This window comes from Empedobacter sp. UBA3475, from assembly GCF_002378465.1.
In the GTDB taxonomy this organism is placed as follows: Bacteria; Bacteroidota; Bacteroidia; order Flavobacteriales; family Weeksellaceae; genus Empedobacter; species Empedobacter falsenii_B.
On sequence record NZ_DFRA01000059.1, the window covers coordinates 1 to 16,258 of the forward strand.

Below are 16,258 nucleotides of genomic sequence, written 5' to 3' on the forward strand. Positions count from 1 at the left end.
TAACAAGGGGAAGATTACAGATGCTGCCCCCAAACAATCCCACTAATCATCAACAATAAAAAGTAAAATATCTTTTTCATACGTCTTTCGTCAACTATTTTTAGAATAACGCAATTTACTTTAGAATATTCTATCAACCATAATGTTTCTAATTTTCGTGAGATAAACTATCTTTGCAACCTGAAAATTTGATTAAGATGTCTTTAGAACAAGAAATAAATAAAAGAAAAACCTTTGGAATTATCGCCCATCCCGATGCTGGTAAAACAACTTTAACAGAGAAGTTATTACTTTTTGGAGGCGCAATTCAAGAAGCTGGTGCCGTAAAAAGTAACAAAATTAAAAAAGGAGCAACTTCCGATTTTATGGAAATTGAACGCCAACGTGGTATTTCGGTTGCTACTTCAGTTTTAGCATTCGAATATAAAGGAAAAAAGATTAATATCTTAGATACGCCTGGTCACAAGGATTTCGCCGAAGACACTTTCCGTACACTAACTGCCGTAGATTCTGCGATTGTGGTAATCGACGTTGCAAAAGGGGTTGAGGAACAAACAATCAAATTGGTAGAAGTTTGTCGTATGCGCAAAATTCCGATGTTGGTTTTCATTAACAAAATGGACCGCGAAGGAAAAGATGCGTTTGATTTAATGGACGAAGTAGAACAAAAACTAGACTTACAAGTTACACCACTTTCTTGGCCGATTGGTATTGGAGCAACTTTCAAAGGAATTTATAATATTTGGGAGAAAAACATCAATATTTTTTCTGGAGATAATAAACAAAAAATTTCTGAAACAACGAAAGTTGAGGATTTATCAAGTCCAGATTTAGACACATTAATTGGAACAACTTACGCCGAAAATCTTCGTAATGAGATTGATTTAATTGACGGAGTTTATCCAGAATTTGATATGCAAGAATATATGGACGGAAATTTACAACCTGTATTTTTCGGTTCTGCTCTTAATAATTTTGGTGTTCGCGAATTGTTAGACGCTTTCGTTGATATTGCACCAACTCCACAATCTAAAGAAACAGATTTGAGAATTGTCGAACCTTATGAAAATAAATTTTCTGGCTTCGTGTTCAAAATTCATGCGAATATGGATCCGAAACACCGCGACCGTTTAGCCTTTATCAAAATCGTTTCTGGTAAATTTGAACGTAATACCAACTATTTCCACGTTCGCCAAGGTAAAAACATGAAATTCGCTGCGCCAAATGCTTTCTTTGCTGATAAAAAAGAAGTGGTTGATGAATCGTTTGCGGGTGATATCGTTGGTTTACACGATACAGGAAACTTTAGAATTGGTGATACGTTGACAGAAGGTGAAAAATTTTCTTTCAAAGGAATTCCAGCTTTCTCCCCAGAACATTTCCGTTACATCAACAATGCTGATCCAATGAAAGCAAAACAATTGGAAAAAGGAATTGATCAATTAATGGACGAAGGTGTTGCGCAGTTATTTACATTAGAAATGAATAATCGTAAAGTTATCGGAACCGTTGGTGCACTGCAATATGAGGTTATCCAATATCGTTTGGAGCACGAATATGGTGCAAAAGCAACGTACGAACCTTTCTCTGTTCACAAAGCGTGTTGGGTAGAAGTTGAAGATGAAAAATCAGAAGAATTCTTAGAATTCAAACGTGTTAAACAACGTTATTTAGCAAGAGATAAATTCAATCAATTGGTATTTTTAGCAGATTCTGCTTTTACAATTCAAATGACGCAAGATAAATTTCCGTCAGTGAAATTACATTTTGTAAGTGAGTTTTAAATTTTGGTCAGATAATTGAATTAACCAACTGAAATATTTTTTAGAAAAAATCTAAATGAAAAAGATCATATTAAGTTTAACATTGATTTCAGCGTTTGCAGTAAATTCAAAAGCACAAGATTTGAAATCAATTTTTGGAACATTAAAAAAAGAAGTCGAAAAAGTAAACACTCAAACGACAACACAAAATAATTCAACAGTAAAAGTTGATTCAATAAAAGTTGTAAATGGTTCAACAGAATCTAAAACAATTTCTGCAGAATCCTTAACAAAGTTAAATGGTTTATCTAACGCAACTGTTGCCTCTGGATTGAAAGAAGCTTTGTCATTAGGATTAACGGACGGAATAAAATCATTGGGTCAAAAGAATGGTTTTTATAATAATTCAGTTGCAAAAATCTTGATGCCAGAAGAATTACAAAATGTAGAAAAAACTTTGCGTTCTTTAGGAATGGGAAGTTTGGCGGATAAAGGAATCAAATTATTGAATTCTGCTGCTGAAGATGCTGTTTCTGAAGCTGCTCCTATTTTCGTAAACGCTGTGACATCAATGACAATTACAGATGCGAAAGATATTTTATTAGGAGGAAATAATTCGGCTACCAATTATTTAAAACTAAAAACAACATCTGATTTAACAAAGGCTTTTCAACCAAAAGTGGAAGCGTCTTTAGGTAAAGTTAGTGCGGATAAAGTTTGGAATAATTTGATTACAAAATACAATACGTTAACTGGAAATCAAATTGATCCAAACCTGAATGCTTATGTAACACAACAAACAATAAATGGTGTGTTTAACATGGTTGCAGAAAAAGAAGAAGGAATTCGCGGGAATAAAGCTTTGCGTACAACATCGTTGTTACAACAGGTTTTCGGAGCGCAAGATAGTAAGAAGTAAAATACTTCTATTCAATCAAAAAAACTCGTTACAATTTGTAACGAGTCTTTTAGATGATAATTACTCTATAAAATAAGACCAAGGTATATCAAATCTTCCTCGTCTTTCTGCTACTTTAAGCTTTTCTCCTTCAAAACTTGAGTAATACTTTTTATAATCTACTTTTATCTCTTTTTCTATAAATGTATTGTTCCAATCTTCAATTATTAAATAATAACTACTACCTCCTTTACTATTTTTCTTAATTTTTTTCAAAATCTGAGTTTCATAAATTTGAGGAGTAGATTGATCATACTTACAATTAATGAATATAACAGAATAAATAGAAAATACTTCAATTAATATTATGATAAAAACATTATAAACAAAATTTTTCTTGTTGTAAATCAATATTTTAAATTGATTAAAATAATAGATTATTAAGATTAATAACGCTATAACACTCGAAGGAACCCATACATTTTTATAATCTAAGACATTGTAATCCATAGCAGTTCTAATGATTAATCCAAAACAAGATAACATAAAACCTATAGAAATTGTTGGAAGATTTGGTCTAATTTCAGGCTCAATTGAGATCAAACCTCGATAATATCTAACTAAAATGATGCAAAAAATAGGATAAACAAAAGATAAATAAATTAAAATTTCATTAAAAAACTGAAAAACTAATGTACTCAAACCTAAAATGCATCCAATAATATTAATTAATAAAGCCGTTCTTTTCAACGACTTTAAATCAGTAAATTTTTGTTCAATAATAACTAAATCTAAAAAATTCATAAAATCTAAAAATCCGCTCAATGAGCGGATTTTCTATTTGTAATAAAATATATCATTTCCTATTAAGCTTCACAAGAAGAACAAGAAACTAAGTTTGCAACTAATTCCTTAGAAACTGATTGTGAACGCTGATAGTACAATGTTTTTACACCTAATTGCCAAGCTTCGATCATCAAACGGTTAACTTCTTTCACAGGTAAATCTGGTGGAATATTTAGGTTTAATGACTGCGATTGATCTACATATTTTTGACGAATCGCTGCTTGTTGAACAATTTCTAATTGAGAAATTTCTTTGAATGTTTTGAACACATCTTTTTCCTCTTTTGTCAATTGTTCTAAATGTTGCACAGAGCCACCATTCAACATGATTTCGCGCCAAATATCTTCGTTATCGATTCCTTTTTCTTGTAATAATTTAGTCAAATATTTATTCTTACGCATAAAGTTTCCTTTCGATAAACCTGCTTTGTAATAATTTGAAGCAAACGGCTCAATTCCTGGAGAAGTTTGTCCTAAAATCGCAGAAGAAGACGTAGTTGGTGCAATTGCACAAGTTGTTGTATTACGACGTCCGTAGCCTTTTAAAACCTCTGGTTCACCATAAATACGAGCTAATTCTTCCGAAGCTTTATCTGCTTTAGATTGAATATGCTTGAAAATTTCTGTTGTACGTAATTTCGCTTCCATTCCTTCAAAAGGAATCATGTTGCGTTGTAAGTAAGAGTGCCACCCTAATACACCTAAACCTAATGCACGGTGACGTTTTGCAAAACGATTAGCTGATGCTAAATAATGATTTCCTTCTGTTTTTTCGATGAATTCTTGTAAAACTGCATCTAAAAAGAAAATTGCTAAACGTACTGCCTCAGTATCTTTCCATTCATCGTATAGCTCTAAGTTCATAGAAGATAAACAACAAATAAATGATTCATCAGCAGATGAAGGCAACATAATTTCTGAACAAAGATTAGAAGCATTAATTGACATTCCTAAATCTTTGTAAACCTGTGGTTTATTTTTATTTACGTTATCTGTAAAGAATAAATATGGTAATCCTTTTTCTTGACGTGATTCTAAAACTTTCGCCCAAATTTGACGTTTATCCGCATCTCCATCAATCATTTCTTGCATCCAATAATCTGGCACACAAACACCATAAAATAAATTCTGAATTGAACTTCCTATCGATTTAATTTTCAAAAATTCTTCGATATCATCATGATCAATATCCAAATAAGCCGCAAAAGCTCCACGACGTGTAGAACCTTGAGAAACCACATTCATCGCAGAATTGAACAATTCCATAAACGAAACAGCACCACTACTCTTTCCGTTATCTGTAATCGCCGCTCCACGCTCACGCAATTCACCAAAATAACCAGAAGTACCACCACCGATTTTAGTTTGCATAATAACTTCTCCTAATTTATGCGTAATTCCTTCAATACTATCTGGAATATGAACATTGAAACAAGAAATTGGTAAACCACGCTCTGTTCCCATATTTGCCCAAATTGGAGATGATAAACTCATCCAACCTCTTTCTATCATTTCTTTGAAAGATTCTTGCAATTCTGGTTTGTATAAACGTTTTGCAGCCGCAGCCGTGATACGATCTATAGCTCCTTCAACTGTTTCCCCTTTCAATAAATAACCTCTATTCAAAATTTGTTCAGATTCAGAGTTTTTCCACCATAATTTTGGTGCTTCACCGTCAAAAAATATATTTTGAATGTCGTCGTGTGGTATTGGATTGTCCATAGCTTTAGAATTTATAATGATGTGATATTGTTAAATAATTTTATTTATAGTTGTGTTTTTGATAAAAAGTTTTGGCGGTTTAAAATAAATCGTCTGCCGAAATACTTTTGTCATGTTTAGTATAATCTACTGGTCTTTTTGCGAAAAAATCGTCTAAACTACTCGCAAAAACTTCTTCCTCAAACCAAGCCATCGGTTTATACTGTTCTTGGGAAATATGAAATATTTTTTTGTATCCAATTTTAGCAATTGCTTCATCAATACGGTATTTCATATAGTTTAATAAATCTGCTTTTGAGTAATAACCAAATTCTCCTTTCTCGAAAATCCAATCTAACATCATTTCTTCTTGGTCAATATAACCACGAACAGCAGTTTCTACCCAATTTTGATCTAATTCCTCTGGTAATAAACCTTCTTCACGAATTTTATTAATCAAATAAATCCCAGCATTTGCGTGAATTTGCTCATCTGTAGATGTCCAAGCAATGATGTTTGCTGTATTTTTCATTAAACCATCAAAACGTGTAAATGCCAAAATATTTGCAAATTTCGAGAATAACGAACTATCTTCGATTACCAATGCAAAGAACAATAATTTCTCTACAATTGATTTGTTCTCGTCACGCATAATTTCTCCAACAAACGTATTATAACTTTTGAAAATTGGATTTTGTAAGGCTACATTAAACTCATCTAAATAACCATTTACCTCCAAAATACGCGAATACGCTTCACTATGTCTAAACTCACATTCTGCAAAAGTAGCACCTAATCCATTCAATTCTGGCTTTGGAAAATAATGATACAAATCTCCCCAGAATCCTTTTACCGTTACCTCTACTTGCGCAATTGATAAAATAGAACGTTTGTGAATTTCGCGTTTCGCATCATCTAAATTGGCATGATAGTCTTGGATATCTGAAGTAAAATCTACTTCTCCGTGTACCCAATATGCTTTTTGGATTGCTTCTGTAAAGGTTAAAATTTCAGGATATTCAAATGGTTTATAATTTACCCTTTTATCAAAAATAGACATAGTTTTTTGGACTTTTTAGATTAATAAACTTTGGTAAAAACGAATTCTTTCATCAAAATAAATGAAGTTGGTTCTTTTATTTTATTTAGAAATTTGAACCTCAATAGGGTTACATTTTCGTTTCAATTACTCATCGATTCTTTCAAAATTAAGATAAGATTTTACAATTAAAAATTTTGTAATCTTAAAAAATAAAAAGGTTATCAACAAGTTGTTAATTATTTGATTATTAATTAATTATTTTTGAATTTTTATTCGTTATAATTTAATAATTTTTATCAAAACAACAACTATAACTTGGATTAATTTTCTATAATTTAACAAAAAAATAGGCAAGCCTTGTTATAGACTTGCCTAAAGAATATGATTAAATTCTAAATTTTATCTTGCAATATTTACTGCACGTGTTTCACGAATTACAGTTACACGAACTTGACCTGGATAAGTCATTTCGTTTTGAATTTTATCCGAAATTAAGAACGATAATTCAGCTGCTTTTGTGTCATCAACTTTATCACTTTCTACAATCACACGCAACTCACGACCAGCTTGGATAGCGTATGCTTTTTCCACACCATCAAAGTTAAGAGCCGTAGCTTCTAAATCTTTCAGACGTTGCATATACGATTCCACAACTTGACGACGAGCCCCTGGACGAGCACCAGAAATTGCATCGGCAACTTGTATAAGTGGCGAAATTAAAGAAGTCATCTCTATTTCATCGTGGTGAGCTCCAATTGCATTAATTACGTCTGGATGTTCTCCATATTTCTCTGCCCATTGCATCCCCAAAATTGCGTGAGGCAATTCAGATTCTTGCTCCGGAACTTTACCAATATCGTGTAATAAACCTGCACGTTTCGCTAACTTAGGATTTAATCCTAATTCTGCAGCCAAGGTTCCTGCCAAATTTGCCACCTCGCGAGAGTGTTGTAACAGGTTTTGACCATAAGAAGAACGATATTTCATTCGTCCAACAATACGAACCAAATCTTTGTGTAAACCGTGAATTCCCAAATCTAAAATTGTTTTCTTACCAACTTCGATAATTTCATCCTCAATTTGTTTTGTTGTTTTTGCCACAACTTCCTCAATACGTGCTGGGTGAATACGCCCATCCGTTACTAAACGGTGCAAAGATAAACGAGCAATTTCACGACGAACAGGATCAAAACATGAAAGAATAATCGCTTCTGGCGTATCATCAACAATCACTTCAACTCCTGTAGCAGCTTCTATTGCACGAATATTACGTCCTTCACGACCAATGATACGTCCTTTGATTTCATCAGATTCAATGTTAAACACAGAAACTGCATTCTCTATCGCTTGCTCTGTTCCGATTCGTTGAATAGAAGAAATCACAATTTTACGCGCTTCATTTTTCGCATCCAATTCAGCCTCTTCCATAATTTCTTGGATATGAGCTTGTGCTTTCGTTCTTGCTTCGTCTTTCAAGACTTCAATCAATTCAGCACGTGCTTCATCAGCAGAATAGTTTGAAATTTTCTCAAGGATTTCTACTTGTTTTTTGTGCATCGTATCCACTTCTTTTTGCTTAATGTTAAGCTTCTCTGTACGTGCTTGTATATTTCCTTTCTCAGATTTAATCTGATCTTTTTGTTTCTGAATTTCTGCTAAGTCCGTTTTGATTCTCTCTTCACGTTCTTTTACTTTAAGCTCAGCATCAGCTACTTTTCTTTCACGTTGATTAACAACTTCTTCGTGTTTAGATTTTAATTCTAAAAATTTTTCTTTGGCTTGAAAAATTTTCTCTTTTTTAATGGCTTCACCATCTTTCTCAGCATCATTAATCAAATTTTGTGCTTTGCGAGTTGCTTCGTCAATCAGTTCTTGATTCTGTTTATCAACTGATTTTTTTGATAAGAAATATCCCACCGCTGCACCTATGATTAATGTAACAATTGCAATAATTATTGTCATAATTGGGTCCATAGATTATGTAATGTTTATATATAAAAAAACCTACATTAGTAAAGTATGTTTTGAGTTAACTCCTGTAAACAGGATTTGAGTTAGTCCGTCAGTCAAGTATCCGCTGTCAAATAAATGAACCTAAAAGGTTGCGGCCCGCTTTCCGAACGGTGTTCACTCGGTAACAAAACTAGTGTTGAGTTAACCAAAATAGCTAGAACTAATGTAGGAATATTGTTTAGTGGACAGTTTCACAACTGTCAGAACTTCTCTTATTTTGCGATTGACTGATCAATCAATTCTAATAACTTCGAAATGCGCTCTGTTGTCATTTCTTCGTTATCTTTCACTTGCTTTTTCAGCTTTGCTTCACGTAAAGCTAACTGAATTGTCACCATTGCAAGCGCGTCTTGTTTGTCAGAAACAGCGTACTTTTGTTCAAATTGTTTCAAAATACCATTTATTTCTTCTGCACAAGAAAGTAACATTTCTTCCTCGTCAGAATTAATCGTCATTGGGTAATGACGTGAAGCAATTTTTATCTCAATTCGTTGAGTTGACATTCTTTTATTAATTATTAGTTTTAATTTGAGCGATGCACGTATCGACTTCTTTTATTAATTTGTTCATTCTTTGCTTCATCATTTGTTTGTACTCCTGATTTCCGCTCATTGCATTAACGACTTTTAATCGTTTTACTTCCTCATTTAAATTTAAGTTATTCGCTTGCGAATCTCTCAATTTATTTTTCAATCGGGCATTTTCTTCTTTTAGAGAATTGATTTCATTTTGCAATTTTTCCAATTCTTGTATCGAGTTTTCAGCGCCCTTCAATATATCTTTATAATTCCCAAGTTGGCCTAAAACACTTAAAACTTTGTTTTCAAGTTCATTAAATTTTACCATTTTTTCCATCTCCTGAGAATTTCAATTATTCTAGCTTCTATTGCAAAAATAGTATTTTTTTACTTCTAATCAATACAATAACCTAAATATTATCAGTTTTTTCTTATTCATTTGACAAATAGAGATTTACTTACATTTTTTGTTTCGTTTCTCTATTCTTCACTACTTTCACAACATACTTGATACTAAAAAACAAAAACAATACCGAAAGAATAGTTGGCAGAAATTGACAGAAAATAATCAAAATTGATTTGAAATAATACATTCCATCTTTCCAACTTTGTTTTAACTCATATCCTAAGTTGATTTCTCTATAAGCTTTCAAATCAGTTTGTGGTAAAATATTCGTTACAACTCGTGGTTCTTCTGATAATTGATACGCAATAGTCGCATAAGAAGTAGCATCATTTATCAACGCTTTATTCACTTTATTTTCGATTTGTTTCGAGATTTTCATTGCTTTATTGTTTTCATTTTTCAACTCATTTTCATATTTCTCAAAGGTCATTTCTTCATTATTAATCAAAATATGATCGATAATAATTCCTTTCTCCACTGCAAATTTGACATGCTCACGCAATTTATTTGACGGAACTTTCAATTCAATCAAATAAGAACGTTGAATTTTGTCTATTTTCTTAACGCTTTCTTCAGATAATTCAACTATATCCAAAGTTTCTTTGAAAAGTCTTTATTTTAGTGGGTTGGTTACTCATTTTATAGCATTTGGTACAACATAAGTACAACAATTGAAAAAGTATGTTTTAAGTCTATGTTGAGCATAGATTTTAAGCCATCAAAAACGAAACTTTAACATTTAATCTGGGCTTAAAAATGGGATATTCGAGCATATAAACCGACTTTATTTAACTGAGCAGTACGATTCATCAACTGATATTCTGCTAATTTGGAACAATAATAATCCCTTGATGCTTTTACATATCCATTTTGAAGCAACAATTCATTCAAACATTCGCCTGATTCCAGGATCACATAACCTAATTGCCTATGATAAAAATCGTAGGCATTTTTTGTTTCTGTGAGTATGGTTACTCTATCTCCAACACTCAAAACGTTAGTTAAGTAATTTCTTGCCTCCCATCCTAACTCAATCAATAAACTTGCAGGAAGATGAGATTTTTCTTCATCTTCTTTAAGCTTTCTATTGATTCGGATTTCTGGTGCATCTATACCATACAATCTGATTTCTTTTTCTTCTTTCGAAAAGGCGTGTTTCACAACCAAAGTATCTGCATCTTTGATTTCCAATACATTATAAAATATTTCCACATAATAAGGTTCTTTAGCACTGTATTTCATTGTATTGCAATTAGTTACATATTGTCTATACAAATTTAATTATTCAACTTTGTAATACTATAATTCTCAAATGTTTAACTAATAAATTTAAAGTTATGGCAAGACAAAAAGGACTTATGAAGTACATCGGAACGATTGGAGATGTTCGTCATTTTAAGATTAAAGGACAACCTGGTTTTTATGCCGGTATGGTTGGTGGTCCAACTGCTCAGCAGGTAAAAACTGCGCCTGAGTTTGAACGTACTCGTGAAAATATGAATGAATTTGGCGGATGTGCAAGAACTGGAAAATCCTTGCGTACTGCTCTTTCGCAAGTAATGAGTAAAATGGCGGATAGTCAAGTGACAGGTCGATTGACTTCGGTTATGAAGAAAATCAATTTGGAAGATGGTACAGAAGCCAGAGGTTATCGTAAAGTTGAAGTTTCTACTCAACGTCAATATTTAATTGGTTTTGAGTTTGATAAAAAACTTTCGATTAATGGTGTTTTTAATGCGCCTTATGATGTGGAACACAATGTAGACAGAAACGAAGCTGATTTCGTTGTTGCAGCTTTTAATCCGGCTGAATTGATTTCTGCTCCTGCAGGTACTACACACTTTCGTTTAATTAATGCGTTGGCGGTTTTATCGGATTTCTCCTTCAATCCTACAACTGGAAATTACGAGCCTGACGATGCTATTAATAACGAATTAAATGTTGTTGAATACTCGGCTTATATTCCGTTAAATGCTCCGTATGCCGGAGATACGATTTCGGCAGTTTTACCAGGTGCGCCAACTTTGGCAAACAATGTTACAGTTGTTCAGTGTATCGGTATTGAATTTTTCCAAGAAGTAAACGGAAATTATTATCCTTTCGCTTCCGGAAACTGTCTGAAAATCGAAGATGCTTTTTAAGCGGTTAGGTTGGTTAAGGAGTCTTTTCGATTTGAAAAGGCTCTTTTTTGTTTCATTTAAAATGATTGATTATGCGTGTTAAAATTGTTCGTGTGGCACAAGGAAAGCAAAGTACATTGAGCCATTTGTACATTGATGGAATCTTTCAATGTTACCTTTTGGAAGATAAGATTCGAGCTGAAAAAATTAAACAGCAAACTGCAATTCCTACGGGTGATTATCAATTGATCGTTAATTCTTGGGGCGGTATGAATACCAAGTATAAAAATCTGATGGGTAAAGTTCATGAAGGTATGATTGAAATTGATCAGCTTCCGAATTTCGATTATGTATATATCCATATCGGAAATACGTATTTACAAACTGCAGGATGTCCGTTGACTGGTTTTGGTTTTGAATTGATTAATGGTGATTATCAAGTTACTCATAGTCGAAAGGCTTATGAAATGGTTTATCCTAAACTTTTAAAGATTGCTAAAAGCAAAGAAAATCAGATCTCTATCGAAAATAATTTTCAATTCTAAAAACTACTATTATGGAAAATGAATTGGTTTTAAATGTCTTTTTCGGTTCAGTTTCAAGTTTATTATTGGCAGTGGTTGCTTACTTCATTAAGCAATTACACTCTGATTTTAAAAAAATGGAAAAGGATATTACAGAAGTAAAAACGATGGCTTTATTGATCAAAACTGAATTTAAAAACAGTTATGATTTACTCAGCCAACGTGTCGAATATTTAGAATCAAGAATTACCACTCTTGAAATGTTGAATCTTAAAAATAAACGTGATGAAAAAGGATAGTTTGAATATAGTAGAACGAGTAACCAATGAAACACCAAAATGGTTTAAAATCGTTCGTAATGTGGGATTAGCTTTAACTGCGATAAGCGGAACCATCTTAGCTGCTCCGGTTGTTCTTCCGGCAACGGTTATTACAGTTGCAGGATATTTGGCTTTAGGTGGTGCAATCGCCAGTGCTGTTGCTCAAACTGCTGTAAAGATTGATGAAGCAGATAATGATTCTAACAAAAAATAGTCTTATAAGACCTTGATAGGACTTTCAGGACTTATTGAAATCTCATCTTAATAGGTGAGATTTTTTTTATGCGTGATAGCTGCACCCAATTATCTATAGAGGTGGAATATGTACGCTTTATCTCCGAAACGAAGTCGGAATGTTGTCGAAAAAGATGAATCAAAATTATAAAATCGAGGAAGTGGTTTTGGTTCAAATTCAATGTTTTTTGAAAAGAAAAAAAGAGAAAAAAAAGAAAGCCATTCTTTCAGGATTGGGCGTTTTAAAGGCAAGGTTTTCGAGCAAAATACTACCCGAATGGGTGGAGATTTTGTGAGAAACCCGAAGGGCTTGACCTTGACGTAAAACGACCACTAACTAACTTTGCTATCTTTTTTGTGAATTTTGGTGTGTCTATTTCGGAAAGAACGCACTGGGGCAATATGCGCAGGTGAAGAAAAGCAATCCAATATCAAAATAAGGTGGCGAGGGGTTGTAGCTTAACATCCTTTTAGGGTGTTGTGCTACACCGAGCCAATTGGTGTGGGCTAATGAGCTATCAAGCAGCACAAAAGTGAGGGGTTACGAATTGCTTTGCAATGGAGTACCGAACGATGTGATGCGACTAGCGGTTTAGCGCAATACACCAATGTACCTTACTAAAAAACTTTTGCTTTTTCTGAACCTGTAACCGCTTTCTTGGGTGGCGGGGTGCGTGGAATAATTAGAAATTATGAATGATGAATTATTGGAAATGCGTTGTGGTAAATGGAATAGCGTTCGAGATTTAATTTGCTAATCGAGCATTTTTGTGTGTAACGAAAAGCCGCTAAAAAATGGGCTTGACTGAAAGGAAAGCTTATTTTAGGCTTGATTTTGCGGAGTTGGGTGAATAAAGCGGAACGCAGTGAAATGAAAGTAAATTTTTTGCTTACTGAAATGTAACGAAGTGAAGCGAAATGAACCTAACGGAGTAAATCGTTGCATAAAAATGATTGTGGCAATACTGCTACTTCAACAAGGGCAAAAAACGACATGAGATACTCTCTGCTTCGGACAGGTAAAGGAAGGGGCTATTTTACATAATATGATTATAGTGGGCTTGTCCCCGAAGCCCGTCAGGCGACTATAATGCCATGTTATGTAAACATAGCTTTGGTAGGGCGGCTGGGTTCGAGTTGTGAGTTTTGAGCGATGAGTTTTGAGTTTTTTTGCTTTTGTTGGCAGATGAAAAAATACCCCAAATAGTGTTTACACTTTTTGGGGTATGTTCAATTTAATATGCAAAACTGGAATTAACCGCAGTTGCTTTTTTGTTGTTGCCCAATACACTTACCAACTTTGCAAATAGGCGTGTATGTTTTACTGACTATCAAATACTACTTGATCTAGTATTTTGGGATTGATAACCTAATAAACGTAATTTATATTTTCAGCCCAACTTTTTATAAATGATTTTATTTGGTCAGATAATACTTCTAATTGTGAATCTATATCAAATTCAAAAATATAATAATTGCTTATTTGAGGATCTAAAATACCTTCTTTATAAATTTTCTTCTCTTTTAATATTAACATCGGAAGACCTAATTGATAAGCCATTCCAGCTTCAATATGAATCCAAGGTGAAGAGGAATACTTATGAATTGTTTCTTCTTCTTCTTTTGAATTTTCTTTACTATATCCTATGTAACAATGATGACGCTCTAAACCAATTATTGCTATTCCAACACAATTTGACATCATCTCTTTGATTGGTTCAAGAGGACTTCTGTTATTCCAATTATTTTGACCTAAATTAATGGGTGACAAATTATACTTTTCAATTTCTTGTTTAATTAAACTCAAGAAAATTTCTTGTTTTTCATTATAAGGTGTTGGATGTGAAATAAAAACTTGTTTCATTATTTATACCATTAAATTTTCTACCATAAATTCATCATCATTGACCTCGTCCTCAAAATTTCTACTTTTTATTTCAACTAAATCTAATTCAGAATATTCTACGTCTGCATGACGATCAATTGCAGAAACGAATTGTAATTTTGTTAATTCTTCAATTAATTTAATAGGGACTTGATAATTATAGTCATCTTTAAAAGTAAGAAAAGGTTTTAATTTTTGGGTTTCAGCATCAAAATCTCTAAAATTAATTATATCAATTAAATCATCATTTTTTAAAAGTTCTTTTTGTCCCATTAAAAAACCTGCATAATATAATAAATTGTCATCTTTTACATAATAAATAATTTTCCAAAAAATTACGGGTATTTGAAATATTGAACTATCATGTAATCTTGATTTAAACTCAGGATCTAAATCACTTAAGACAGGTCCAGTGAATACAGATACTTTATGTGGATCCTTGACTCTTCCTTTAACAATTATAGAATTTTCTAAATGCTTCCAGGGTCCATTATTAATTGAATCATGTTGAGGACATGCATTTGTATAAAAAAAAGTACTGATAGCTGCGTTTAAAGCATCATCTCTATTAGAATTGTAAGACCATTGTACGTCTTCACGTTTAGTCATATGACCTTTTTCTATTACAGCCTTTTTAATTGAATTAAAAGATTTATAATCTAATGTACTTAATTGTTCATGAATCTCTATACGACTTTCCTTCTTAAAAGTCCCTTTCCTATCTATTCTTTCAAAATTAATTCTATAAATATTACTAGCTGTAAAAAGTGGTAATCTTCTATCACCACATTGTATAACACTATAATTAAGATAATTTAGAACATGTTTTTTAGTATCCTTATTTATCGCAATTCTCTCATTATAATGAGTATGTTTAGGATAATCTATTTCATAACTATCACCTAAAAAAAATTTACAATATCCCTCCATATTAAATTCTACCTTCACGAACTAAACGCCAATAATGAAACCCTAAAGGAGTTAGTTTACTTCCTTCAGAATTAATAGCAGCATAATACATATAATCTGCACCTTCAGGAATTACTAAACCTACACTTTGCATCTTTTGTAAATCTTTAAATTTTTTTACATTATTTTCATTAGCATACGGTTCAACAACTTTATGTTCTACATCATTTGTATTAGTTTCTTCAAAAGAAGGATCTAATTGAAAAACATCTTCAGGTTTATTAAAATAAGTTACAATCTTACGTAACGTTCTTAATTCAACTTGAGGTTCAATACTCCTTAATTCAACAAATTCAGTAACATTAGTTTTAAAGACAGGTCTTTGTTCATGTGCTCCTAATGCTTGATCAATATATGCATATAAACCACCTGGAGAAATATGACCACGTATATCAGCTGCTCCACCTTTAAGCCCTTCAATTAATAAATTTGTAAAAACACCTTTACCATTTATTTCCTTAGATTTATCATTTTCACGGCAAGATGTCATAATTGAAATTCCTTTTTCAATTGGAGTAATACTACCGTTTTCAGAAGGACTACCAAATGAACCAGATTTACAACAATCTAAAATAATTACCTTATTACGAATTGGAGATTTATTAGCAAAGCTCAGAACTTGATCCATAGTTATGCCTTCATCATAAGACTGATGATCAGGAGTTACTAAATAACCTCCAATTTCATTTACATAACCATGACCTGCAAAATATAATAAACCTAAATCAGCTTCAACAGAATAAAAATCTCTAATTACCTTTATTAATTCACTTTTAGTCAATGGATTTAAAACTAATTGTACTTCAAAATTTTTTGTATCATTTCCATTAGTTGATAAAATTTCATTTAAATGATTAGCATCATTAACAGGTCCTTCTAATGGAGCAGTAGGATATTCTCCAATACCAATAATTAAAGCTTTTTTCATGAAATTAATTATTTTTACCTTCCGTCATACATTGTTTAATTGCAGAAGCTATTTTATCCCAACTCCATTCTATTGTAATCTTCCCCTTGTTA

At 32.5% G+C, this 16,258-nt stretch carries 17 protein-coding genes; 6 read left to right on the top strand and 11 right to left on the bottom strand.

Features of this window, described 5'->3' with window-relative positions; genetic code table 11:
- The first annotated feature begins 197 nt into the window (after positions 1–197).
- Complete coding sequence (locus B3I31_RS12380; protein ID WP_038333563.1) at positions 198–1,784, top strand: peptide chain release factor 3; 1,587 nt, start codon at positions 198–200, stop codon at positions 1,782–1,784.
- A 55-nt stretch (positions 1,785–1,839) separates the two neighbouring features.
- Complete coding sequence (locus B3I31_RS12385; protein WP_280037648.1) at positions 1,840–2,682, top strand: DUF4197 domain-containing protein; 843 nt, start codon at positions 1,840–1,842, stop codon at positions 2,680–2,682.
- A gap of 60 nt (positions 2,683–2,742) precedes the next feature.
- Here the strand turns inward: B3I31_RS12385 and B3I31_RS12390 are convergent, their stop codons facing one another.
- The 8 genes from B3I31_RS12390 to B3I31_RS12425 all read right to left on the bottom strand — a co-directional run bounded on the left by B3I31_RS12390 (position 2,743) and on the right by B3I31_RS12425 (position 10,428).
- Positions 2,743–3,486 carry a hypothetical protein gene (locus tag B3I31_RS12390; protein ID WP_291064672.1) on the bottom strand — a complete coding sequence of 248 codons (744 nt, stop codon included), beginning with the start codon at positions 3,484–3,486 and terminating at the stop codon, positions 2,743–2,745.
- A gap of 41 nt (positions 3,487–3,527) precedes the next feature.
- Complete coding sequence (locus B3I31_RS12395) at positions 3,528–5,228, bottom strand: ribonucleoside-diphosphate reductase subunit alpha (RefSeq protein ID WP_115001235.1); 1,701 nt, start codon at positions 5,226–5,228, stop codon at positions 3,528–3,530.
- 79 nt (positions 5,229–5,307) lie between these two features.
- Positions 5,308–6,267, bottom strand: a complete 960-nt coding sequence (locus B3I31_RS12400) for a ribonucleotide-diphosphate reductase subunit beta (protein WP_038335662.1) — start codon at positions 6,265–6,267, stop codon at positions 5,308–5,310.
- Between the two features lie 381 nt (positions 6,268–6,648).
- Positions 6,649–8,211: a ribonuclease Y gene (gene rny / locus B3I31_RS12405; protein WP_371875740.1), complete on the bottom strand. Its 1,563-nt coding sequence runs from the start codon at positions 8,209–8,211 to the stop codon at positions 6,649–6,651.
- 263 nt (positions 8,212–8,474) lie between these two features.
- Complete coding sequence (locus B3I31_RS12410) at positions 8,475–8,765, bottom strand: cell division protein ZapA (RefSeq protein WP_038335658.1); 291 nt, start codon at positions 8,763–8,765, stop codon at positions 8,475–8,477.
- A gap of 7 nt (positions 8,766–8,772) precedes the next feature.
- The gene (locus tag B3I31_RS12415) at positions 8,773–9,108 is read right to left on the bottom strand and encodes a hypothetical protein (RefSeq protein ID WP_146810388.1); all 336 of its coding nucleotides are present in this window, start codon (positions 9,106–9,108) and stop codon (positions 8,773–8,775) included.
- Positions 9,109–9,238: 130 nt separating this feature from the next.
- Positions 9,239–9,781, bottom strand: coding sequence for a hypothetical protein (locus B3I31_RS12420; RefSeq protein WP_219035173.1), 543 nt, complete (start codon positions 9,779–9,781; stop codon positions 9,239–9,241).
- Positions 9,782–9,936: 155 nt separating this feature from the next.
- Complete coding sequence (locus tag B3I31_RS12425; RefSeq protein ID WP_291058861.1) at positions 9,937–10,428, bottom strand: thermonuclease family protein; 492 nt, start codon at positions 10,426–10,428, stop codon at positions 9,937–9,939.
- Between the two features lie 95 nt (positions 10,429–10,523).
- Between B3I31_RS12425 and B3I31_RS12430 the strand changes: the two genes are divergently transcribed.
- From B3I31_RS12430 to B3I31_RS12445, 4 genes are all read left to right on the top strand, one after another.
- On the top strand, positions 10,524–11,327 hold the full coding sequence (locus B3I31_RS12430; RefSeq protein ID WP_291058859.1) for a hypothetical protein: 804 nt from the start codon (positions 10,524–10,526) through the stop codon (positions 11,325–11,327).
- Positions 11,328–11,398: 71 nt separating this feature from the next.
- Positions 11,399–11,851 carry a DUF5675 family protein gene (locus tag B3I31_RS12435; RefSeq protein ID WP_291058857.1) on the top strand — a complete coding sequence of 151 codons (453 nt, stop codon included), beginning with the start codon at positions 11,399–11,401 and terminating at the stop codon, positions 11,849–11,851.
- Between the two features lie 11 nt (positions 11,852–11,862).
- Positions 11,863–12,129 (top strand): hypothetical protein, encoded by a 267-nt coding sequence (locus tag B3I31_RS12440; RefSeq protein ID WP_291058855.1) that lies wholly within the window; start codon positions 11,863–11,865, stop codon positions 12,127–12,129.
- On the top strand, positions 12,116–12,364 hold the full coding sequence (locus tag B3I31_RS12445; protein WP_291058853.1) for a hypothetical protein: 249 nt from the start codon (positions 12,116–12,118) through the stop codon (positions 12,362–12,364). Before B3I31_RS12440 ends, B3I31_RS12445 begins: the two co-directional genes overlap by 14 nt.
- A gap of 1,389 nt (positions 12,365–13,753) precedes the next feature.
- Here the strand turns inward: B3I31_RS12445 and B3I31_RS12450 are convergent.
- The 3 genes from B3I31_RS12450 to B3I31_RS12460 are packed head-to-tail and all read right to left on the bottom strand — an operon-like array spanning position 13,754 to position 16,166.
- Positions 13,754–14,248 carry a hypothetical protein gene (locus B3I31_RS12450; protein ID WP_291058851.1) on the bottom strand — a complete coding sequence of 165 codons (495 nt, stop codon included), beginning with the start codon at positions 14,246–14,248 and terminating at the stop codon, positions 13,754–13,756.
- 3 nt (positions 14,249–14,251) lie between these two features.
- A complete protein-coding gene (locus tag B3I31_RS12455; RefSeq protein ID WP_291058849.1) occupies positions 14,252–15,217 on the bottom strand; it encodes a DNA/RNA non-specific endonuclease in 966 nt (321 codons plus the stop codon).
- Positions 15,201–16,166 carry a caspase family protein gene (locus B3I31_RS12460; protein ID WP_291088095.1) on the bottom strand — a complete coding sequence of 322 codons (966 nt, stop codon included), beginning with the start codon at positions 16,164–16,166 and terminating at the stop codon, positions 15,201–15,203. Before B3I31_RS12460 ends, B3I31_RS12455 begins: the two co-directional genes overlap by 17 nt.
- Positions 16,167–16,258: the final 92 nt, after the last annotated feature.

Coding starts and splice junctions, on each gene's coding strand:
- B3I31_RS12380 (WP_038333563.1), top strand. CDS start 198: ATGTCTTTAGAACAAGAAATAAATAAAAGAAAAACCTTTGGAATTATC.
- B3I31_RS12385 (WP_280037648.1), top strand. CDS start 1,840: ATGAAAAAGATCATATTAAGTTTAACATTGATTTCAGCGTTTGCAGTA.
- B3I31_RS12395 (WP_115001235.1), bottom strand. CDS start 5,228: ATGGACAATCCAATACCACACGACGACATTCAAAATATATTTTTTGAC.
- B3I31_RS12400 (WP_038335662.1), bottom strand. CDS start 6,267: ATGTCTATTTTTGATAAAAGGGTAAATTATAAACCATTTGAATATCCT.
- rny (WP_371875740.1), bottom strand. CDS start 8,211: ATGACAATAATTATTGCAATTGTTACATTAATCATAGGTGCAGCGGTG.
- B3I31_RS12410 (WP_038335658.1), bottom strand. CDS start 8,765: ATGTCAACTCAACGAATTGAGATAAAAATTGCTTCACGTCATTACCCA.
- B3I31_RS12415 (WP_146810388.1), bottom strand. CDS start 9,108: ATGGTAAAATTTAATGAACTTGAAAACAAAGTTTTAAGTGTTTTAGGC.
- B3I31_RS12425 (WP_291058861.1), bottom strand. CDS start 10,428: ATGAAATACAGTGCTAAAGAACCTTATTATGTGGAAATATTTTATAAT.
- B3I31_RS12430 (WP_291058859.1), top strand. CDS start 10,524: ATGGCAAGACAAAAAGGACTTATGAAGTACATCGGAACGATTGGAGAT.
- B3I31_RS12435 (WP_291058857.1), top strand. CDS start 11,399: ATGCGTGTTAAAATTGTTCGTGTGGCACAAGGAAAGCAAAGTACATTG.
- B3I31_RS12440 (WP_291058855.1), top strand. CDS start 11,863: ATGGAAAATGAATTGGTTTTAAATGTCTTTTTCGGTTCAGTTTCAAGT.
- B3I31_RS12445 (WP_291058853.1), top strand. CDS start 12,116: ATGAAAAAGGATAGTTTGAATATAGTAGAACGAGTAACCAATGAAACA.
- B3I31_RS12450 (WP_291058851.1), bottom strand. CDS start 14,248: ATGAAACAAGTTTTTATTTCACATCCAACACCTTATAATGAAAAACAA.
- B3I31_RS12460 (WP_291088095.1), bottom strand. CDS start 16,166: ATGAAAAAAGCTTTAATTATTGGTATTGGAGAATATCCTACTGCTCCA.